Source organism: Aeromonas sp. S9(2024), from assembly GCF_041403185.1.
Taxonomy (GTDB): domain Bacteria; phylum Pseudomonadota; class Gammaproteobacteria; order Enterobacterales; family Aeromonadaceae; genus Aeromonas; species Aeromonas enteropelogenes.
Map to the genome: position 1 here is coordinate 153135 of NZ_JBGLRE010000003.1, position 19755 is coordinate 172889.

Annotated in this window: 16 protein-coding genes; 6 read left to right on the forward strand and 10 right to left on the reverse strand. The window is 60.7% G+C overall.

What is annotated here, in order from left to right; translation table 11 throughout:
* Positions 1 to 491 precede the first annotated feature (491 nt).
* The 3 genes from carA (at position 492) to leuA (ending at position 7040) form a co-directional block, all read left to right on the forward strand.
* On the forward strand, positions 492 to 1655 hold the full coding sequence (gene carA, locus ACB028_RS06905) for a glutamine-hydrolyzing carbamoyl-phosphate synthase small subunit (RefSeq protein WP_371143840.1): 1164 nt from the start codon (positions 492 to 494) through the stop codon (positions 1653 to 1655).
* An 18-nt stretch (positions 1656 to 1673) separates the two neighbouring features.
* Positions 1674 to 4898: a carbamoyl-phosphate synthase large subunit gene (gene carB, locus ACB028_RS06910; RefSeq protein WP_371143841.1), complete on the forward strand. Its 3225-nt coding sequence runs from the start codon at positions 1674 to 1676 to the stop codon at positions 4896 to 4898.
* Between the two features lie 483 nt (positions 4899 to 5381).
* Positions 5382 to 7040: a 2-isopropylmalate synthase gene (gene leuA / locus ACB028_RS06915; protein WP_371143842.1), complete on the forward strand. Its 1659-nt coding sequence runs from the start codon at positions 5382 to 5384 to the stop codon at positions 7038 to 7040.
* 65 nt (positions 7041 to 7105) lie between these two features.
* Here the strand turns inward: leuA and ACB028_RS06920 are convergent, their stop codons facing one another.
* Positions 7106 to 8134 (reverse strand): sterol desaturase family protein, encoded by a 1029-nt coding sequence (locus ACB028_RS06920; protein ID WP_371143843.1) that lies wholly within the window; start codon positions 8132 to 8134, stop codon positions 7106 to 7108.
* 241 nt (positions 8135 to 8375) lie between these two features.
* Here ACB028_RS06920 and ACB028_RS06925 point away from each other — a divergent pair, with 241 nt between their 5' ends.
* The gene (locus ACB028_RS06925) at positions 8376 to 9536 is read left to right on the forward strand and encodes a DUF1615 domain-containing protein (RefSeq protein WP_371143844.1); all 1161 of its coding nucleotides are present in this window, start codon (positions 8376 to 8378) and stop codon (positions 9534 to 9536) included.
* A gap of 70 nt (positions 9537 to 9606) precedes the next feature.
* Here the strand turns inward: ACB028_RS06925 and ACB028_RS06930 are convergent, their stop codons facing one another.
* The 4 genes from ACB028_RS06930 to ACB028_RS06945 all read right to left on the reverse strand — a co-directional run bounded on the left by ACB028_RS06930 (position 9607) and on the right by ACB028_RS06945 (position 12764).
* The gene (locus ACB028_RS06930; RefSeq protein ID WP_268855974.1) at positions 9607 to 10224 is read right to left on the reverse strand and encodes a Type 1 glutamine amidotransferase-like domain-containing protein; all 618 of its coding nucleotides are present in this window, start codon (positions 10222 to 10224) and stop codon (positions 9607 to 9609) included.
* A gap of 37 nt (positions 10225 to 10261) precedes the next feature.
* Positions 10262 to 11122 (reverse strand): NERD domain-containing protein, encoded by an 861-nt coding sequence (locus ACB028_RS06935; RefSeq protein WP_371143845.1) that lies wholly within the window; start codon positions 11120 to 11122, stop codon positions 10262 to 10264.
* A gap of 39 nt (positions 11123 to 11161) precedes the next feature.
* Positions 11162 to 11623 (reverse strand): hypothetical protein, encoded by a 462-nt coding sequence (locus ACB028_RS06940; protein ID WP_124238808.1) that lies wholly within the window; start codon positions 11621 to 11623, stop codon positions 11162 to 11164.
* A gap of 187 nt (positions 11624 to 11810) precedes the next feature.
* The gene (locus ACB028_RS06945; RefSeq protein ID WP_371143846.1) at positions 11811 to 12764 is read right to left on the reverse strand and encodes a hypothetical protein; all 954 of its coding nucleotides are present in this window, start codon (positions 12762 to 12764) and stop codon (positions 11811 to 11813) included.
* Positions 12765 to 13044: 280 nt separating this feature from the next.
* On the opposite strand from ACB028_RS06945, the gene ACB028_RS06950 reads away from it, so the two are divergent.
* Complete coding sequence (locus ACB028_RS06950; RefSeq protein ID WP_371143847.1) at positions 13045 to 15018, forward strand: methyl-accepting chemotaxis protein; 1974 nt, start codon at positions 13045 to 13047, stop codon at positions 15016 to 15018.
* Between the two features lie 69 nt (positions 15019 to 15087).
* Positions 15088 to 15963 carry an OmpA family protein gene (locus tag ACB028_RS06955; RefSeq protein WP_201981443.1) on the forward strand — a complete coding sequence of 292 codons (876 nt, stop codon included), beginning with the start codon at positions 15088 to 15090 and terminating at the stop codon, positions 15961 to 15963.
* A gap of 64 nt (positions 15964 to 16027) precedes the next feature.
* On the opposite strand, the gene gloA is transcribed toward ACB028_RS06955, so the two are convergent.
* From gloA to rsxD, 5 genes are all read right to left on the reverse strand, one after another.
* Positions 16028 to 16441 carry a lactoylglutathione lyase gene (gloA, locus tag ACB028_RS06960; protein WP_026458785.1) on the reverse strand — a complete coding sequence of 138 codons (414 nt, stop codon included), beginning with the start codon at positions 16439 to 16441 and terminating at the stop codon, positions 16028 to 16030.
* Positions 16442 to 16591: 150 nt separating this feature from the next.
* Positions 16592 to 17233, reverse strand: a complete 642-nt coding sequence (gene nth, locus ACB028_RS06965) for an endonuclease III (RefSeq protein ID WP_224209911.1) — start codon at positions 17231 to 17233, stop codon at positions 16592 to 16594.
* Between the two features lie 14 nt (positions 17234 to 17247).
* Positions 17248 to 18000 carry an electron transport complex subunit E gene (locus ACB028_RS06970; RefSeq protein ID WP_201981678.1) on the reverse strand — a complete coding sequence of 251 codons (753 nt, stop codon included), beginning with the start codon at positions 17998 to 18000 and terminating at the stop codon, positions 17248 to 17250.
* A gap of 26 nt (positions 18001 to 18026) precedes the next feature.
* Positions 18027 to 18659, reverse strand: coding sequence for an electron transport complex subunit RsxG (gene rsxG / locus ACB028_RS06975; RefSeq protein ID WP_042028608.1), 633 nt, complete (start codon positions 18657 to 18659; stop codon positions 18027 to 18029).
* Positions 18660 to 18699: 40 nt separating this feature from the next.
* Positions 18700 to 19752, reverse strand: coding sequence for an electron transport complex subunit RsxD (gene rsxD, locus ACB028_RS06980; RefSeq protein WP_042028609.1), 1053 nt, complete (start codon positions 19750 to 19752; stop codon positions 18700 to 18702).
* Positions 19753 to 19755 lie beyond the last annotated feature (3 nt).

Consider the following 19755-nt stretch of genomic DNA (forward strand, 5'->3'; position numbering starts at 1 on the left):
TCGGCTCGTGACGACATTGCGGTCAAAAATCCCCCTTTTAGCCATTTTTTTACATTCACCAAAACAGACTAAAAATGCAAAGTAAGAAAAACGTTTTCTGCGTGTTCTGAAAAATCTTCTTCGATTAAATACGCAATATAAGGCCAGGTTTGTTTTTTTTGTTGTTTTTTAACTTGCTGTTTTTATTGTGGTTAAACTTGGTTTCTGTGTCTATCGACGCATTGGGTGTTGCTTTTGGCGGTGGTTTTTCATTTTCTTTTGGTGGTGGGGGTTGCAAAGGCGGAAAGTGCATAGATAATGGGTAATGTTGCTTGTTTATTGAATTTAGATGCATTTCGTCAGAGAAAAGACGTTGAAATGCCACTTTTTTTAAGTAGAATGCGCCCAATTTGCCAGAAATCTGCCGGGTTCGAGTCCTGTCAAAGACCGGAACCGAGCCCGCAACACCCAGGTAAATTGCTGAATTTAAAGCTAAATAACTGGAGGTTGTCTTGAATCACACTGCATTGCTAGTGCTGGAAGATGGAACTGTGTTCAAAGGCGTGTCGATAGGCGCCGAGGGATGTTCCGTTGGTGAAGTGGTTTTCAATACGTCGATGACGGGCTATCAGGAAATCCTCACCGATCCCTCTTATTCCCGTCAGATCGTTACCCTCACTTACCCCCATATAGGCAACACCGGCACCAACAGCGAAGATGAAGAGTCCACCCAGATCCACGCCCAAGGCCTGATCATCCGCGACCTTCCGATACTTGCCTCCAATTTCCGCAATCAGCAATCCCTCTCCGATTACCTCAAGTCCCACAATATCGTTGGCATCGCCGACATCGACACCCGCAAGCTGACCCGCATCCTGCGCGAGAAAGGCGCCCAGGCCGGTTGCATTTATGCCGGCAAAGAAGTGGCGGGCAAGCAGGGCATTGAAGCAAGTGCAGAAGCGTACGCCCTCGAGCAGGCTCGCGCCTTCCCCGGTTTGAAGGGGATGGACTTGGCCAAGGAAGTGACTGTCGCCGAGGCATACAGCTGGACCGAGGGGAGCTGGCAGCTTGGCAAGGGGCACGTCACTCCGGATGCCGACCAGCTGAAATATCACGTGGTGGCCTATGACTTCGGTGTCAAGCGCAACATCCTGCGCATGCTAGTGGATCGTGGCTGCCGCCTGACCGTGGTGCCGGCCAAGACCCCGGCAGCCGAGGTACTGGCGATGAACCCGGATGGCATCTTCCTCTCCAACGGCCCTGGTGACCCCGAGCCATGCGACTACGCGATCACTGCCATCAAGGCCTTCCTTGATACCAACACTCCGGTGTTCGGTATCTGCCTGGGTCACCAGCTGCTGGGCCTGGCCTCCGGCGCCAAGACAGTGAAGATGAAGTTTGGCCACCACGGCGCCAACCACCCGGTGAAGAGTCTGGATGACAACACAGTCATGATCACCGCCCAGAACCACGGCTTTGCGGTGGACGAGCAGACCCTGCCGGAGTGCCTGCGCGCGACCCACGTCTCCCTGTTCGATGGGTCCCTGCAGGGCATCCATCGCACCGACCGTCCGGCCTTCAGCTTCCAGGGCCACCCCGAAGCGAGCCCGGGGCCGCACGACTGTGCCGGTCTGTTCGACCACTTTATTGAATTGATTAAGCAGTATCGCGCCTAAGGAAAAGGAAAGAGTTTCATGCCAAAACGTAACGACCTACAGAGCATCTTGATCCTCGGCGCCGGCCCCATCGTCATCGGCCAGGCCTGCGAATTCGACTACTCCGGCGCCCAGGCGTGCAAGGCCCTGAAAGAAGAGGGCTACCGCGTCATTCTGGTCAACTCCAACCCGGCCACCATCATGACCGACCCGGAGATGGCCGACGCCACCTACATCGAGCCCATCACCTGGGAAGTGGTGCGCGAGATCATCAAGAAAGAGCGCCCGGACGCCATCCTGCCCACCATGGGTGGCCAGACTGCCCTCAACTGCGCCTTGGCGCTGGAGCAGCACGGTGTGCTGGCGGAGTTCGGTGTCGAGATGATCGGCGCCACCGCCGATGCCATCGACAAGGCCGAGGATCGCTCCCGCTTTGACAAGGCCATGCGCAGCATTGGCCTGGAGTGCCCGCGCGCCGGCATCGCCCACAACATGGAAGAAGCGTGGAAGGTACAGGCCGAAGTGGGCTTCCCTTGCATCATCCGTCCCTCCTTCACCATGGGTGGCTCCGGCGGCGGCATTGCCTACAACACCGAAGAGTTCGTGGAGATCTGCGAGCGCGGCCTGGATCTGTCGCCGACCAAAGAGCTGCTCATCGACGAGTCCCTGATTGGCTGGAAAGAGTACGAGATGGAAGTGGTGCGCGATCGCAACGACAACTGCATCATCGTCTGCGCCATCGAGAACTTCGACCCCATGGGCATCCACACCGGTGACTCCATCACCGTCGCGCCGGCCCAGACCCTGACCGACAAGGAGTACCAGATCATGCGCAACGCCTCCATGGCGGTACTGCGCGAGATCGGTGTCGAAACCGGCGGCTCCAACGTCCAGTTCGGCATCAACCCGAAAGATGGCCGCATGGTCATCATCGAGATGAACCCGCGGGTCTCCCGCTCCTCCGCGCTCGCCTCCAAGGCGACCGGCTTCCCCATCGCCAAGATCGCCGCCAAGCTCGCCATCGGTTACACCCTGGACGAGCTGATGAACGACATCACCGGTGGTCGCACCCCGGCCTCCTTCGAGCCGGCCATCGACTACGTGGTCACCAAGGTACCGCGCTTCAACTTCGAGAAGTTTGCCGGCGCCAACGACCGTCTGACCACCCAGATGAAGTCCGTGGGCGAAGTGATGGCCATCGGCCGCAACTTCCAGGAGTCCCTGCACAAGGCTCTGCGCGGCCTGGAGACCGGCAAGACCGGCTTCGACCCCATGGTCGACCTCAATGCCCCTGACTCCCTGACCCGCATCCGCCACGAGCTGCAGGATGCCGGTGCCGAGCGCATCTTCTACATCGCCGACGCCTTCCGTGCCGGTCTCTCCATGGACGGCGTGTTCAAGCTGACCAAGATTGACCCCTGGTTCCTGGTGCAGATTGAAGAGCTGGTCAAACTCGAAGAGCAGGTGAAAGAGCGTGGCATGGCCGGCCTGGACGCCGACTTCCTGCGCGCCCTCAAGCGCAAGGGCTTTGCCGATGCGCGTCTGGCCAAGATCCTGGGCGTGGCCGAAGGTGAAGTGCGTAAATTGCGTGCCCGCCACAACATCTTCCCGGTCTACAAGCGGGTCGATACCTGCGCGGCCGAGTTCGCCACCAACACCGCCTACATGTACTCCAGCTATGACGAAGAGTGCGAGGCCAACCCCACCAACCGCGACAAGATCATGGTCATCGGTGGCGGCCCGAACCGTATCGGTCAGGGCATCGAGTTCGACTACTGCTGCGTGCACGCGGCTCTGGCCCTGCGCGAAGACGGTTACGAGACCATCATGGTCAACTGCAACCCGGAAACCGTCTCCACCGACTACGACACCTCCGACCGCCTCTACTTCGAGCCGGTGACCCTGGAAGACGTGCTGGAAATCGTGCGGGTCGAGCAGCCCAAGGGTGTCATCGTCCAGTACGGTGGCCAGACCCCGCTGAAACTGGCTCGCGCCCTGGAAGCCAACGGCGTGCCTGTCATCGGTACCAGCCCGGATGCCATCGACCGCGCGGAAGATCGCGAGCGCTTCCAGTCCGCCGTCGAGCGTCTGGGCCTCAAGCAGCCGGAAAACGGCACCGTCACCGCCCTGGAGCAGGCCGTTCTGCTGGCAGAGCGCATCACCTACCCGCTGGTGGTTCGCCCTTCCTACGTGCTGGGTGGCCGCGCCATGGAGATCGTCTATGACGAGCAGGATCTGCGCCGCTACTTCGCCGAGGCGGTGAGCGTCTCCAACGAGTCGCCGGTGCTGCTGGACCGCTTCCTGGACGACGCCACCGAGGTGGACGTGGACGCCATCTGCGACGGCGTGGATGTGGTCATCGGTGGCATCATGGAGCACATCGAACAGGCCGGTATCCACTCCGGTGACTCCGCCTGTTCCCTGCCGCCCTACACCCTGTCCAAGGCCATTCAGGACGAGATGCGCGAGCAGGTGCGCAAACTGGCCCTGGAACTTGGTGTGGTGGGCCTGATGAACGTGCAGTTCGCGGTGAAAGACAACGAGATCTACCTCATCGAGGTGAACCCCCGTGCCGCCCGTACCGTGCCGTTTGTCTCCAAGGCCACCGGCGCGCCGCTGGCGAAGATCGCCGCTCGCGTCATGGCCGGTCAATCGCTGCAAGAACAGGGCTTCACCAGCGAGATCATCCCGCCTTACTACTCCGTGAAGGAAGTGGTGCTGCCGTTCGCCAAGTTCCCGGGTGTCGACCCGCTGCTGGGCCCGGAGATGCGCTCCACCGGTGAAGTCATGGGGGTGGGCAGCAGCTTCGCCGAAGCTTACGCCAAGGCCCAGCTGGGTGCCGGTCACCAGGTGCCGCGCGAAGGTCGCGCCCTGCTCTCCGTGCGCCACGGCGACAAGGAGCGGGTGGTCAACCTGGCCGCCAAGCTGCTGGAGCTCGGTTATGACCTCGACGCCACTCACGGCACTGCGGTGACCCTGGGGGAAGCGAGCATCAACCCGCGCCTGGTGAACAAGGTGCATGAGGGTCGTCCGCACATCCTGGATCGCATCAAGAACGGCGAGTACACCTACATCGTCAACACCGCCGAGGGGCGTCAGGCCATCGAGGACTCCAAGCAGCTGCGCCGCGGCGCCCTGCAGCACAAGGTGGCCTACACCACCACGCTGCACGCGGCCTTCGCCACCTGCATGGCCATCAGCGTCGATGCCACCGCCAACGTGAACTCGGTGCAGGAGCTGCACGAGAAGGTGAACAACCGCTAAGGTGTAGACGCGGGCAGGAGACTGCCCACTGCGATGCACGCAAGACCCCGCCAGCGATGGCGGGGTTTTTTTATTGTCCGTGTGTCAGCCCGATGAAGGTGTCATCCAGAATAACAGGGCGAGAGGAGGTGAGAGTAACCCTTAATATAGGGTTTTTGTTGGCAAATATTGCCAATATAGCGGCAAATGAAGCAATCTTAGCAATCTCTCGCCCTCCCGGCCTCCCTATACTGGGTTCTCATACAAACAAGGTCGTCTGCACCGACATGCCCCCGGGTATAGTGCGAGAGGATCGAGGCCCGCGGCTTATCCGGCCGCAGCGGCCGGCCCCGGTGACCGACCGGGGCCACCGGAAAACCGGTCGCGGGGTTACCGCCTCGCGACTCGTCAGGGCCGGCGTTACCGCGTCAACCCGCTTCCCCTCCTTGCCCCGCCCGTTGTCAGTCGCCCGGCGCCTCGCATATCAGCCAAGGGAATCAGAATATGAGCTTCGATCATCGCAAATACCGCCGTGCCCCCGTGATCAACCTGGCGGATCGCCAGTGGCCCAACCGGGTGCTGGAGCGTGCGCCGCTCTGGTGCGCCGTGGATCTGCGCGACGGCAACCAGGCGCTGGTCGAGCCGATGACGGTGGCGCAGAAGCTGCAGATGTGGGCACTGATGACCCACATCGGCTTCAAGCACATCGAGGTGGGCTTCCCGGCCGCCTCCCAGCCCGACTTCGGCTTCGTGCGCGAACTCATCGAGCGCAACCTGATCCCCGATGACGTCACCATCCAGGTACTGGTGCAGGCGCGCGAAGATCTCATCGCCCGCACTTTCGAGGCCCTCAAGGGGGCGAAGCGGGCCATCGTCCACGTCTACAACTCGGTCAACCCGACCCAGCGCAACTATGTGTTCAACTCAGGAAGGGAGGGGGTCAAGGCCATCGCCGTGCAGGGGGCGCGCTGGGTGCGGGAGTATGCGGCCCGCAACCCGGAGACGGAGTGGAGCTTCCAATATTCGCCGGAGAGCTTCAGCAGCACAGAGGTGGAGTTTGCCGTCGAGGTGTGTGACGCCGTCATCGACGAGTGGCGCCCGGCGGCTCGCCCCATGATCCTGAACCTGCCTGCCACGGTGGAGGTGAGCACCCCCAACGTGTTTGCGGATCAGGTGGAGTGGTTCTGCCGCCACCTGAAGGCGCGCCCCGAGGTGAGCATCTCCATCCACACCCACAACGATCGGGGCTGCGGGGTGGCCGCCGCCGAGCTGGCGGTGCTGGCGGGGGCGGATCGTATCGAGGGCACCCTGCTCGGCAACGGGGAGCGCACCGGCAACATGGACATCGTCACCATGGCCATGAACCTCTACAGCCAGGGGATCGATCCCGAGCTCAATCTCTCCGACATGGATGCCATCGTCGCCACCGTGGGGGCCTGCACCCAGATTGCCCTGCACCCGCGTCACCCCTATGCCGGCGAGCTGGTCTACACCGCGTTTTCCGGCAGCCACCAGGATGCCATCCGCAAGTCTCTGGCGGCGGAGAAGCCGGATCACTACTGGGACGTGGCTTACCTGCCCATCGACCCGGCCGATCTCGGCCGTAGCTACGAGGCGGTGATCCGTATCAACAGCCAGTCCGGCAAGGGAGGCGTCACCTACCTGCTGGAGCGCGACCTCGGCCTGCAACTGCCGCGCTGGCTGCAGATCGACTTCAGCCGCCGGGTTCAGGCGCAGGCCGAAGCCAGTAGCAGCGAAATCAACCCGGAGCAGATCCGCGCCCTGTTCGAGCGCCACTATCTGGCGCCAGCCCACGGCTATCGGGTGGGCCGCTTCCAGCTCGGCCACGACAGCCAGGAGAGCCTGCGCCTGGAATTGCAGACTCCGGCGGGCACCCTGCAGCTGTGCGGTGAGGGGGAGGGGGCCATCACGGCCCTGGTCAACGGCTGGCATCGCCACACCGGCATGCACATCGACGTGCTGGACTACTCCGAGCATGCCCTCACCGCTGGCACCGAATCCCGCGCCGCCGCCTATGTGCTGCTGAGCGTCGAGGGCATCCGTATGTGCGGGGTGGCCGTGGGCCGCGACGTGGTCAACGCCTCCCTGCAGGCGGTGATCAACGGGGCCGCCCAGCACCAGGCCCTGCGCCGGAGTGCCTGAGCCAGCACGCCTCTTCGCCTATAAAAAACGCCACCGCAAGGTGGCGTTTTTTATGGCTGTCCGGCTCAATCGGCCAGGGCATTGCGCCCGCGCGGGCGGGGCAGGGCGCGCCACAGCTTGCGTGCGGTCACCAGGAAGGGGCGCAGGATGAGCGCGCTCAGGCGGCTGTAGCGCTCGTTGTCCCTGGGGCCGACCCCGAAGGAGAGGGGCTCGGGCTGGCTGCTGGTTACATAGAGGGTGCCAAACCACCAGTCCCAGACTGAGAGGTTGGTGCCGAAGTTGTGGTTGAAGTGGCGGGGATCCCGGCTGTGGTGGATCTGGTGCTGGGCCGGACTGTTGAAGATGTGTTCCAGCCGCGGACCAAACGAGAGCCAGACATGGGTGTGGCGCAGGTTGGCGGCCAGGGAGTTGAACACCAGCACCAGATAGCTCACGCCAAACAGGGTGTAGGGGCGCACGGTGCCGCCACACAGCCAGTAGAAGGCACCGGCGTAGAGGGCGAGACAGCTCCCCTTGACCAGCATCTCGCACAGTTTTTCCACCAGATGGATGCGGCTTGCCGTCGGTGGCACCATCACGGTCGCACTGTGATGTACCTTGTGAAACTCCCAGAGCCAGCGACTGTGGAAGGCGCGATGCAGCCAGTAATGCACCAGATCGCTGATGAGGAAGACGCCAAGGCCATAGAGCATCATCAGCCAGCTCGCCTCGGCCAGCCGGGGGCGTTCACCCCACAGCCGGGTGAGGGCAGACTGGACATCCTCTGCCTGCAGCAGCCAGGGGTGAAGCAAGGCCAGGATCGGCAGGATCAGCGCCACATGGAGCAGTGCCCGCACTAGATAGTATTGGTAGTCGAGCAGAGCCGAGGGGTGCAGCCAGACGGCCCGCCCCCCGAGAAAACCGGCAAAGCTGCGGGCGCCGGGATCCCCCTGGCGGCGTCGATGGCGATAGAGCAGATAGGCGACCGTGCCCGAGACCAGCAGGAAGGGAGCACCCAGGCGCCCGTTGAAGTCGAGCAATCCGGTGAGGCAGTGCCAGAGCGGCGTGATGAGCCACTGCTGCATGGGGTCAAAGAGAAGGGTCAGTCTGTCCATGGGGTCCATACCGTGAGCGTCCGGGCGGCGGCATTCTAAATGTAAATCACTCTCGATAAAAGCTTATCAATGGGCCTTTGTCACCCAGGTTTGCGAGGGGATGACGGCAGGGGCTGTCAGGCGCAATAGAGCGCTACGGCTATCGGGCTTTAGCCTTGTGGATCAATCCTCTACAATGAGTGACCATTTGCGCGCCCGCCACTGACCGGGTCTGCGCCCAGCCCCAGTACCGGATGCCTCGATGACGTTTTCACTCTCCTCAATCTCTCCTGCCATGCGCGCGTTGCCACTGTTTGTCACCCTGCTCCTTGCGGGTTGCGCCAGCGACCCGGGAGTCCCTGCGCAGGATGCGGCGGCCATCGCCAAGTTGCCCAAGGCGATGCAGCCGCGCAAGCCGGCCGATATGAAGACCCGCATCGTGCGCTTTCTGCCAAGACAGGTGCCGGACAAGCAGGGGTGGGCCAACGACGTGGTGACGGCCCTCACCAGCCAGGGACTCACAGTCAGTGATCACAACGTCTGCTCAGTGCTGGCGGTGGCGGAGCAGGAAGCCACTTACCAGGCCGATCCCGTAGTACCCAATTTAAGCAAGATAGCCTGGAAGGAGATCAACGCCCGGGCCGGCAGGCTGCTGATCCCGGAGTTTGTGGTGCGCACGGCCCTCTCGATCAACTCTCCTACCGGCAAGACCTATGCCGAGCGCATTGATCGGGTGCGCACCGAGCGGGAGATGAGTGAAATCTTCGAGGACATGATCGGCATGCTGCCCATGGGCAAGCGGCTCTTTGGCAACCTTAACCCGGTGCGCACCGGTGGCCCCATGCAGGTGAGCATCGCCTTTGCCGAGGCCAATGCCCGTGGCTATCCCTATCCCGTCAAGGACAGCATCCGCCACGAAGTCTTTACCCGTCGCGGCGGCATCTGGTTCGGCACCAAGCACATCTTCGGCTACCCGGCCGACTACCCCGACACCCTCTACCGCTTCGCCGATTTCAATGCGGGCTGGTACGCGAGCCGCAATGCCGCCTTCCAGGCCGCGGTCAGCCGCCTGAGTGGCAAGAGCCTGGCGCTGGACGGGGATCTCATTCGCTACAACTCCGACAAGCCCGGCAACACCGAACTGGCGGTCTACAGCCTCGCCAGCCGGGTCAATATGAGCAAAAAGGCCATCAGCCAGAGCTTGCGTCTGGGGGATAGCAGCGACTTTGCCAAGAGCGATCTCTACCACAGGGTCTTCACTCTGGCCGACAAGCAGGCGGGTAAACGGCTGCCCCGTGCCATCCTGCCCGGTATTCAGCTAAAGAGCCCCAAGATCACCCGCAACCTCACCACCGCCTGGTTTGCCAAGCGGGTGGATGACCGGGAGCAAGCCTGCGTCAGAAAGATGGCGACGATCCGCTAGTCGCACCATCAGGATGTTTGTTCGGCCGCTATTTACACGAGTCATGAGGCTTGGGGGGATGGCGGCTGATTTATTGCCCCCATATTTCAACCTTGTCTTCGTTGATGGCAATGACTTGGGTATTGCGGATAGGGCAAAGCGCAATTTTGTCGGACAGGGTTGAAATGATATTGTCTACCGTCTCTTTGAATGGCGCATTTGTATGATGTGGTAGGGGGTAAAATGGAACCAATCCCAATGAGGAAAGTGACCTCAAGTCAGGAGCCGCATCCATATCATCCATCGTTCTCACATAGCCGATGTCAGGTGAGAGCACGATAGAACCCGCCGATTCGCCTATATAGAGTTTTCCCGCCTTGACTTGCTGGGCAATGATGTTGTCCGCTCCCGTTCTTTTCAGCTCTTGCAGCAAGAAAAAGGTATTGCCACCAGAGACATAGATGTAGTCATTGCTCTCGATTATGGCTGATATCTCTTGCGGCATGGCCGTTGAGATATCCAGTACATCTATGTTCATTCCCATCGCCTGAAGAGATTTTTTCGCGTCTTCTACATAGAAATTGATTGTTTCATGGATGCTTGCTGTCGGAATGAAAGTCACCGTTTTGCCTTTGCATGATCCCTTCGTGAACAGAAGGAATAAATCAGCAACGTCTGCGAAAGAAGAAGTCAAAAATAAACGTTTCATTTTTCAGCCCTTGTCATGAAGCGATATGACCCAGCCATTATTTGGCGGGTGAGCAAAGGGGAATGATCTGTCTGCACTGCGGATACCCATGGCATCCCCAAAACTGATTTCCTTTATTTTCCCCCCGATTGGCGGTGCGCAGCACCATGGTGTTGCCGCATCTGGGGCAAATCGGCACCTCAACCCTGTTTGCCTGAGCGGTAGTGGGTGGCGTGGAAGGGGTTGGGCGAGTCGGCTCACTGGCGGGCACAGGCTGGGCGAAAGCCCCGTGGCGTGCCTTGAGTTGTGCCACATGTTGTCTGTGAGTCTGCCAGTTGGCGGCCAGTCGCCCCTGCTGAATGGAATCGACCATCCGGGTGACATCGGCCTGAGTCAATACCGGCGTGGTTTTATCCTTGATATAGCGAATGATCCCGCGGTTCATCACGTTGTCCGGCATGGGGGTTTTGAAAGTGCAGTCGCCAATAAAATAGATGACGGAGTGAAGCTGGTGGTCCGCCAGCCCCAGCAGGGATCTGAGGGTCATCACATGCAGATGGTTCTGGCGCAGGGGATTTTGAAAGCTGTGCTTGCGGCGATAGATCTGCTGGGTCCAGGTTTTATGGGCAGGATTGCCGAATATCCACCCCTTCATGTTTTTGGTCTCTATCACGAATATCCCGAAGCGGGAGACGATCACATGATCGATCTGGGTCGTGCCCTGCGGGGTGGGCAGGGTCACGTCCTTGAGCAGGTGATATTCCCGCTTGTCGAGAAAGAGCCGGATACCGAGGTTGAGCAAGCCTTCCCCCATCATCCCCTTGAACCAGGGGGTCTTGATCAGGGCGGTAATCAGCAGCAGGGGCAGCAGATACCAAAGCTGGGCCAACAGAGGGGCAATGATGGGAGTGAAGTCCATTTCAACTCGCTTGTCAGGATTGAGAGGTAGCTGCGGGGATCACATCCCGGCAGGTCGGTAAACGCAGTCACTCAAGTTGCCCAGCACAGTCTTGGTGCTCTGTGGAGTGGGAGCGAAGCTGGCCATCTTCTTGTCATCGACATAGACGTCGAATGCGCTGGCCTTGGTAATGACCTCAAGGAAAGAGGCCCAGGCATTATCACCATTGCGCCAGCCCAGTTTTTCCGGCAGCCAGTAGCCGTTGCCATCGATCAGCAGTTCAACCTTGCGGTTATCGGCGGGGGAGAGATCCTGTCCGTTTGCCAGTGCAAAGCTGACGCCGGTGAGGTCACCATTTTCCGAATAACCCACGTCGCAGCTGAGGGTGAAGGTATCTCCCTGCTCATTTTTGATGACGTGCTCCGCGACTCCCTGACCGAAGCCGCCGCTCCAGACATTGGGAATAGCCATAGCGGCCGGGGTCAGCAGGCTGGTGGCCAGCAGCAAGATAATGGAACGCATGGTCTCTCCTGTTCAGATGGGGGGGATGCCCAATTGAACCATCTTAACGATTTCATCAGAATGAATATGTGATTGATTGCACTAACTCGGTGACGAGATTGGAGAATGGCGAGGAATAGAGGGCTGTAGTCCGAGGGTGGGGGGAGACCATAAGCCCTGCAACAGGGCTTGTGAAGAGACGAAAGAGTTAGAAACTCATGGCCAGCCCGACGGAATAACCGCTGGTATGGCGGCTGAACATGTATCTGGCCACCAACCGGGTGCGGGTGACGAAGATATCGTACTTGCTGCTGTCGAGCTCCAGCCCCAGCCCCAACGAGTTGAGGGAGTTGAAGCCGAGCTGGCCGCGCTGCTCCCCGAGATATTCGGTGCGGGCCCCTTCCAGTACATAGCGCAGGGGGCGATCTAGCAGAGTCCAGTCCAGCAGGGGGGCGCGGCGGCGCAGATAGAGCCCGAGGTTTTCCGCTTCGGCAGACCCGCGCACGCTGTGGGAGGTGCCGCCAAAGCTTTGCAGGTGCTGGTAGGAGTAGCGCAGTTCGGCATCGATATCCTGGGCGGGGGAGAAGAGCTCGTAATCGAGCATCATGGCGCCCCCCAGGCCATAGACGTTGAGCTGGCCGCCATCGAGAAAGTCCAGTGAATAGCCCCGGGTACGCTCCAACAGCCAGCTGCCGATCCGCAGATCGCTGGCCACCACGCCAAGAGAGACGTTGGCGATGGGGCGAAGTACCCAGTGTCCCCCTTGTTCATCCCGGTGCAGGGAAAAATCCCAACCGACGCCCCCCGAGGCGGTCAGGCTGTTCCAGCGGGTCGGAATAGTGCGGCTCTCGGTGCCATTGCTCATGACGAACTGGGGATCGTAACGACTGAATCCTATTGCCCCCTCCAGATAGACGGGGATCTGGTCGCTCATGGTTGAGCCACCGCCAAACTGGGTCATGGCGAGGGCTGCCGACTGGTTGGTGCCGCTGCCGATATTGAGATCGCTGGCGGTGATATCCGGCACGACCGTGTAGGTCATCAGGGCGATCACTGCATTGGCGCGCTCCTGCGCCCGAGCGGGATCCAGCTGGCCTGCATTGGCGGATAGGGCGGGAAGCGCCAGTAAAAGCGGCAGCAGCCAGAGAGGGGAAATATGCATGATGAGGTTCCGATCCGAGACATCCTGTCTTTTGCCTACTGTAACGGGCCTGTGGCCAATGTCACCAGTGGCGAGCTTGCCAATATTTTGATAGTTATCGAATGAAGCTGTTTTACTCTCTCGAATCAGCATTCAAGAAGCACCTTGTCATCGCGTCCGTGGCGGCAAGTGCCCTTATTCTGACCCAGGTCAAGGGAGTGGAAAATAGTTGGGTGGGCGCCGGAAAAAGAGAGAGAAGTGAATATAATCAATCAATTGATAGAAAAAACAGGAGCGCGTGATGAACAGACTGGGACTGGCTGGCAAGATGTTGCTGGCAATTTGCCTGCCATTATTGGCGCTGGTGTTTTTCGCTGGTCACTACGTGTACGACCGTTATCGGGTGTCGCAGGAGATGGAGCAGGCCCAGCAGATGCTGGTGCTCGTCAAGAGCAGTGCCCAGCTGGTTCATGAGCTGCAAAAAGAGCGGGGCATGTCGGCGGGGTTTATCGGCTCGGCTGGCAGCAAGTTTGCCGATGCCCTGCCACAACAGCGGGCGGCGGTGGATGAGGCCATCGCCAGATTTCGGGCCGAGGATCAGGGGATCGCTCATGAGCAGGCGGATCAGGGGCTGGCCCAGCTGGCCGGGATCCGCGATCAGGTCAGTCAGCTGACCATAGAAGCGCCTCGTCAGGTGGCCTTCTATAGCCAGTTGATCGCTTCCCTGCTGGGGGTGGTTGACGAGATCAGCCTGCGCAGCCGGGATGCGGGCATCGCCCTGCAGACCAACGCCTATGCCGCCTTCCTGCAAAACAAGGAGCGCATGGGGATGGAGCGGGCAACCCTGAGCAACGTGTTTGCCAAAGACAGCTTCACGCCCGCCGCCCTGCAGCAGTTCATGTCGCTGCTCGCTTCCCAGCAGAGCTATCTCGAGCGTTTCCGGGCGGTGGCCACGGATGAACAGATAGGGCTGCTTGATACCCTGCTGCAGTCTCCCGTGATGGGGGAGGTCAGCAAGCTGGAGCAGGTTGCCCTCGACAAGATGGCGCAAGGGGGCTTTGGCGTTGATCCCGAACAGTGGTTTGCGGTCAGTACCAAGAAGATCGATCTGCTCAAACAGGGTGAAGATCAGCTCTATCAGCAACTCTTTGAGCGGGTAGCGCAGATGCAGATCAGCAGCCAGCACAACTTCTGGTGGGGTACCCTGGCAGTGCTGGTCTGTTTGCTGTTGACCTGTCTCATCAGCTGGAAGGTACTGCGGGATCTGCATCTGGGCTTTGTCGCCCTGCACCGCACCTTCTCCCGTCTGGTCAATGAGAATGATCTGACGGTACGGGTGAACTGGCAGTCCGGCGACGAGCTGGGAGCGCTTTCCCGGGATCTGAACCAGTTCCTGCAACACCTCGAAGGCTTGCTGTGCGAAGTGCGCCGCTCCTGCGATGTGCTGACGCGCAGTGCTTTTGCCTCCAACGAGGTGATCGCCGAGGTCAACGAGGGGGTCGAGCGCGGGGTGGGGCAGGTAGATCTGGTGGCAACCGCTGCCACCGAGATGGCGTCCACCGTGGCCGAGATTGCCCGCAATGCGACCCAGACTTCCCAGGCAACCCAGCAGGCCATCGGCCGTGCCCGCCAGGGGGACAAGGAGGTGGATCAGACCATCGCCGCCATCGCCCAGGTGGCCGATACCCTCACCCAGACCCGTCAGCTGGTCAACAATCTGCATCAGGATACCGAGTCGGCAGTGGAGGCCCTGAGCCTTATCAAGCAGATCTCCGATCGCACCAACCTGCTGGCTCTCAATGCGGCCATTGAGGCAGCGCGGGCCGGGGAGTCCGGGCGGGGCTTTGCAGTGGTGGCCGACGAAGTACGCACCCTGGCCAACCGTACTCAGCAGGCGGCCGATGATATCGAACAGATGCTCTCCCGCCTGCGTTCTGGCGCCAGCCTGGCGGTCGTGGCCATGCAGTCGGGCAGCGAACAGGCGGCGCTCAGCGTCACCGAGGCGAAACGGGCTGGCAGCGAGCTGACCGATATAGTGGACGAGGTGCGCAAAGTAAGCGAGATGACCGCCCAGGTGGCCACTGCCACCGAGGAGCAGCGCTACGTCACCGACGATATCCAGAACAACATGCTGACCATTCGCGAGGTGTACGAGGCGCATCGCCAGCACTCCGTTACCCTGCAAAAAAACAGCACAGAGCTGGATCAACTGGCCCGCGAGCTGGCAGGTCGCATCGCCTGTTTCCGGCTGATGGAGCCCCCCGCTTCCCATTGAACCATTAATACCTAAAGCTTGGCCTGCCCTTGCCGATATCTGAAAAGAGATCGCGTGGAGGGCAGGCAATTGAACGCTTGGGTGTTAGGGTTGGTCAGCATATCCGTGAGTATGCAGTTGCAGGCGGGGGTCACCGAATTCGGTGCCGGCCTGGATCAATCCGTCTGGCGTTTGACCTCCGACACCCAGATCGAGTGCCGTCTCGAACACCCTATTCCCAACTGGGGCACGGGGGCTTTCGTCAGCCGTGCCGGCCGCAAGATCAACCTCGATTTCGAGCTCAAGGGCAAGCGTCCCCAGGCCCAGACCCAGACGGTGAGCCTCGGCATCATGCCGCCCATGTGGCGCCCCGGCATCGCCGGGCGGGAAGTGAGCCAGCTGCGTTTCTTCAAGCAGTTCGATGGACTGGTCGACGGGCAGACCGCCTGGACCATGCTGGACGAGCTGGAAGGGGGGCGCATGCCGACCTTTCAATATCGGGACTGGTATCGCCAGAACCGGGCGGTGCGGGTCTCCCTCTCTTCAGTCAATTTCCGGGTCAAGTACCAGGCATTTCTCGATTGCCTGAGCGGCTTGCTGCCCTACAGCTTCAACGACATCGCCTTTAGCGTGCTCACTTACGACAAGAACAGCGATCAGCTCTCCATCTCCTCCAAGCGGCGGCTGGCGATGATCAGCGAGTTCATCAAGGCGGACAAGAGCATCGACGTGGTGGTGATCGACGCCTACAGCGACAGCTACGGCGGTCGCTGGCCGAACCAGAAGCTCTCGGAGAAGCGGGCCGACGCCATCAAGAAGGTGTTCGTCGATCTGGGGCTGGATCCCGGCAAGATCTCGGTAGAGGGGCACGGCGAGAAGCAGCACGTCGCCTCCAACGAAACCGAGCAGGGCCGCGCCAAGAACCGGCGAGTGGTGATCAGCATGGGCCGCAACGGCGAGATTTGAGCACAGCCGCAGAAGATAAAAAAGAGCGCCAGGGCGCTCTTTTTTATCTTCTGCGGATTGGGTATCAGTGGCTGTCGCCCAGTCCCATGCCGGCATCTTTCTTGGCGATCAGCTCAATCTTGTAACCGTCCGGATCTTCGACGAAGGCGATGACGGTGGTGCCGCCCTTGACCGGGCCCGGCTCGCGGGTGATCTTGGCGCCGGCGGCGCGCAGAGCGTCACAGGTGGCATAGATGTCGTCCGCTTCCAGGGCGATGTGGCCATAGGCAGTACCCAGCTCATACTCGCTCACCCCCCAGTTGTAGGTGAGCTCGATGACGGCTTCATCCTTCTCGTCACCGTAACCGACGAAGGCCAGGGTGTACTTGTACTCGCTGTTCTCGCTCTGGCGCAGCAGCTTCATGCCAAGCACGCGAGTGTAGAAGTCGATGGAGCGTTGCAGATCGCCCACACGCAACATGGTATGCAGAATTCTCATTGCTCAGTTCTCCGGGTAGTTTTCTCTTTGTATTCACACAGGGCTTCGATACGTGAGAAGCCGCTGTCGCAGATGTTCGCGAGCGAGGCCGGTATGGCTGAAGGGCGCAGGAGCCCTACGGTTCAGCTCACCTTGTTCAGGTCACCGGGCTCAGCTCTCCGGGTAGACCTTTTCTTTGTACTCGCACAAGTCTTCGATGATACAGGAGCCGCAGCGCGGTTTGCGAGCCAGACAGGTGTAGCGTCCGTGCAGGATCAGCCAGTGGTGTACGTCCAGCTTGAACTCGGCAGGGACCACCTTGAGCAGCTTCTCCTCCACCTGATCCACGTTCTTGCCCACCGCAAAACCGGTGCGGTTCGACACGCGAAAGATATGGGTGTCAACGGCGATGGTGGGCCAGCCAAAGGCGGTATTGAGTACCACGTTGGCGGTCTTGCGACCCACCCCTGGCAGGGCCTCCAGCGCCTCGCGATTTTCCGGCACCTCGCCGCCGTGGCGATCGAGCAGTATGGTGCAGGTCTTGATGACGTTCTCGGCCTTGGTGTTAAAGAGGCCTATGGTCTTGATGTACTCCTTCACCCCGTCCACCCCGAGGGCCAGCATGGCCGCCGGGGTATTGGCCACGGCATAGAGCTTGTCGGTCGCCTTGTTGACGCTCACATCGGTCGCCTGGGCCGAGAGCAGCACGGCGATCAGGAGCTCGAACGGCGAGTTGAAGTTGAGCTCGGTCGTGGGGTGGGGATTGTGCTCCCGCAGCCGCTCCAGGATCTGGCGGCGTTTCTGGTTGTTCATGGCTCCCTCTTGTCTCAGAGCTGGGTTGCCCGCGCTCTGGCGGGGGGCACGCTGCAGTGGACTATGGTGGCCGACTGCTTTTCGTGGCGCCAGTCATTGATGGCATTCTTGGCGGCGATGAGCAGCCCCAGACCGATGAAGCCGCCCGGTGGCAAAATGGCCAGCAGCAGGCTGGCATCGGCGTGGAACAGCTCGATGCGCAGGGATTTGGCCCAGTCGCCGAGCAGCAGTTCGGCACCGTCAAACAGGGTGCCCATGCCGATGATCTCGCGCATCGCCCCCAGCAGCAGCAGCACCAGGGTAAAGCCCAGCCCCATCATGAAGCCGTCGATGACGGCCAGCAACGGCGGGTTCTTGGAGGCATAGGCCTCGGCCCGGCCTATGATGACGCAGTTGGTGACGATGAGCGCGATGAAGATGCCGAGCGCCTGATAGAGCCCATAGGTGTAGGCGTTCATCAGCAGCTGCACGCTGGTCACCAGGGAGGCGATGATCATCACGTAGACCGGGATGCGGATATCTTTCGGCACCCAGTTGCGTACCAGAGAGACAGCGAGGTTTGAGCCGATCAATACCGCCATGGTGGCCAGGCCCAGTCCCAGAGCGTTGGTAAAGGTGGAGGAGACGGCGAGGGTCGGGCACAAGCCCAGCACCTGCACCAGAGAGGGGTTGTTCTTCCACAGCCCCTGCACCATCAGCTCCTTGAATTCGCGTTTGCGGTTGTCCGGCTCGGCTGTTGGGACCGTGCCCGTTTCAATCTGTTCCATCTGTGTCATGACGGGATCGACTCCGGTTATTGGGCCGCCGGACAGGCCGGGGCGTTGCTTAGCCATTCAGGATGCTTTTGCTGCAGTGTCAGCAGGTTCTTCACTGCCTTGACCACGGCGCGCGGCGTGATGGTGGCGCCGGTGAAGGCGTCGAACTCGCCGCCATCCTTGGTCACCGCCCAGCTGGCCTCGTTGTCCGCACTCAGGAACTTGCCGGCGAAGCTGTTGATCCAGCCCGATTTTTTCAGCTCAATCTTGTCGCCAAGGCCAGGGGTCTCCTTGTGCTCGAGTACCCGCACCGCGCTGATCGTGCCTTTGGCATCGATGCCGACAATCAGGCGGATGGCTCCACTGTAACCGTCCGGCGCTATGGTCTCCAGTGCATAGCCGGTGGCGACGCCCCCCTTGGTGGCGGTGTAGAGGGCCTGGGGCTGATCGCTGCCCAGGTATTTGCGGCTGGTCACCAGCTTGCAACTGGCCACCAGATCGTTGTCATAACTTCCCTCCGGCAGCAGGGCCGAGAGGGTTTGCAACTTTTCCCGCTGCTGCTGCTGGGCCACTTTCTCTTTGGTCAATTCGTGGGTCAGCACCACCAGTGCGGTGCAACCCAGCGCGAACAGGGCCAGGATCAGGCCGTTTTTTCCCATGCTTTTTAACATGACAGGGCTCCGGCGGCGGTGACAAGAGGACGAAGAGAGATCATTTGCGACGGGCTCCATACACTTTCGGGCGAGTCAGGCTATCGATCAGCGGGACGCAGAGGTTGGCCAGCAGCACGGCAAAGGCAAAGGCATCCGGGTAGCCGCCAAAGCGGCGAATAATATAGACCAGCACGCCGATAAGCACCCCGTAAGCCAAGCGGCCACGGGGCGTGGTGCTGGCCGTCACCGGGTCGGTGGCGATAAAGAAGGCCCCCAGCATGGTGGCGCCGCTGAACAGATGGAAGATGGGGGTGCCGGTGGCATCCGGGCTCAGCAGATAGCCGAGGGTGGCTGAGACCAGCAGGGCGCCGAGCACCGCCACCGGAATGCGCCAGTTGATCACCTTCTGTTGCAGTAGGAACAGGCCCCCCAGCAGGTAGCCCAGGTTTACCCAGCTCCAGCCGATGCCGCCCCAGCCTTCAAACAGCGGGCCGCTCAGGATCTCGCTGGTGGTCAGCCCCTGGGTCAGGCCCGTCTTCAGGGTATCGAGCGGGGTGGCCATGGTGAGGCCATCCACCCCTTGCTTGAGCTGGGCCATGCTGTAGCCGTCGAGGCTAAAACCGGTGAAGATCACCGACAGGGCGTCGCCAAGGCCCAAGTCATAGGCCCGCACGCTCTCTGGCGGCAACCAGCTGGTCATCTGCACCGGGAAGGAGACCAGCAGCAGCACATAGGCCACCATGGCCGGGTTGAACAGGTTCTGGCCAAGGCCACCATAGAGGTGCTTGGCGATGATGACGGCAAACGCCGTGCCCACCACCAGCATCCACCAGGGCAGCAGTGGTGGCAGGGAGAGGCCGATCAGCACGGCGGTCAGGGCCGCGCTGCCATCCAGCAGGGCGGGCTTGATGGCCCGGCCACGAAGCTTGAGCACCAGCGCCTCGCAGCCCAGCGCGGTCACCAGCGCCAGCAGGATCTGGATAAGGGTGCCCCAGCCGAAGAACCAGGTCTGGGCCAGAAAACCCGGCACGCAGGCGAGGATCACCAGCAGCATCAGGGTTCGGGTCTGTTTGCGGTTATGGGCAAACGGCGCAGTCGCGATATTGAACATGGA

Excerpts from the sequence above, each read along its gene's own strand:
- carB (WP_371143841.1), top strand. The coding sequence starts at position 1,674 with ATGCCAAAACGTAACGACCTACAGAGCATCTTGATCCTCGGCGCCGGC.
- leuA (WP_371143842.1), top strand. The coding sequence starts at position 5,382 with ATGAGCTTCGATCATCGCAAATACCGCCGTGCCCCCGTGATCAACCTG.
- ACB028_RS06920 (WP_371143843.1), bottom strand. The coding sequence starts at position 8,134 with ATGGACAGACTGACCCTTCTCTTTGACCCCATGCAGCAGTGGCTCATC.
- ACB028_RS06925 (WP_371143844.1), top strand. The coding sequence starts at position 8,376 with ATGACGTTTTCACTCTCCTCAATCTCTCCTGCCATGCGCGCGTTGCCA.
- ACB028_RS06930 (WP_268855974.1), bottom strand. The coding sequence starts at position 10,224 with ATGAAACGTTTATTTTTGACTTCTTCTTTCGCAGACGTTGCTGATTTA.
- ACB028_RS06935 (WP_371143845.1), bottom strand. The coding sequence starts at position 11,122 with ATGGACTTCACTCCCATCATTGCCCCTCTGTTGGCCCAGCTTTGGTAT.
- ACB028_RS06940 (WP_124238808.1), bottom strand. The coding sequence starts at position 11,623 with ATGCGTTCCATTATCTTGCTGCTGGCCACCAGCCTGCTGACCCCGGCC.
- ACB028_RS06945 (WP_371143846.1), bottom strand. The coding sequence starts at position 12,764 with ATGCATATTTCCCCTCTCTGGCTGCTGCCGCTTTTACTGGCGCTTCCC.
- ACB028_RS06950 (WP_371143847.1), top strand. The coding sequence starts at position 13,045 with ATGAACAGACTGGGACTGGCTGGCAAGATGTTGCTGGCAATTTGCCTG.
- gloA (WP_026458785.1), bottom strand. The coding sequence starts at position 16,441 with ATGAGAATTCTGCATACCATGTTGCGTGTGGGCGATCTGCAACGCTCC.
- nth (WP_224209911.1), bottom strand. The coding sequence starts at position 17,233 with ATGAACAACCAGAAACGCCGCCAGATCCTGGAGCGGCTGCGGGAGCAC.
- ACB028_RS06970 (WP_201981678.1), bottom strand. The coding sequence starts at position 18,000 with ATGGAACAGATTGAAACGGGCACGGTCCCAACAGCCGAGCCGGACAAC.
- rsxG (WP_042028608.1), bottom strand. The coding sequence starts at position 18,659 with ATGTTAAAAAGCATGGGAAAAAACGGCCTGATCCTGGCCCTGTTCGCG.
- rsxD (WP_042028609.1), bottom strand. The coding sequence starts at position 19,752 with ATGTTCAATATCGCGACTGCGCCGTTTGCCCATAACCGCAAACAGACC.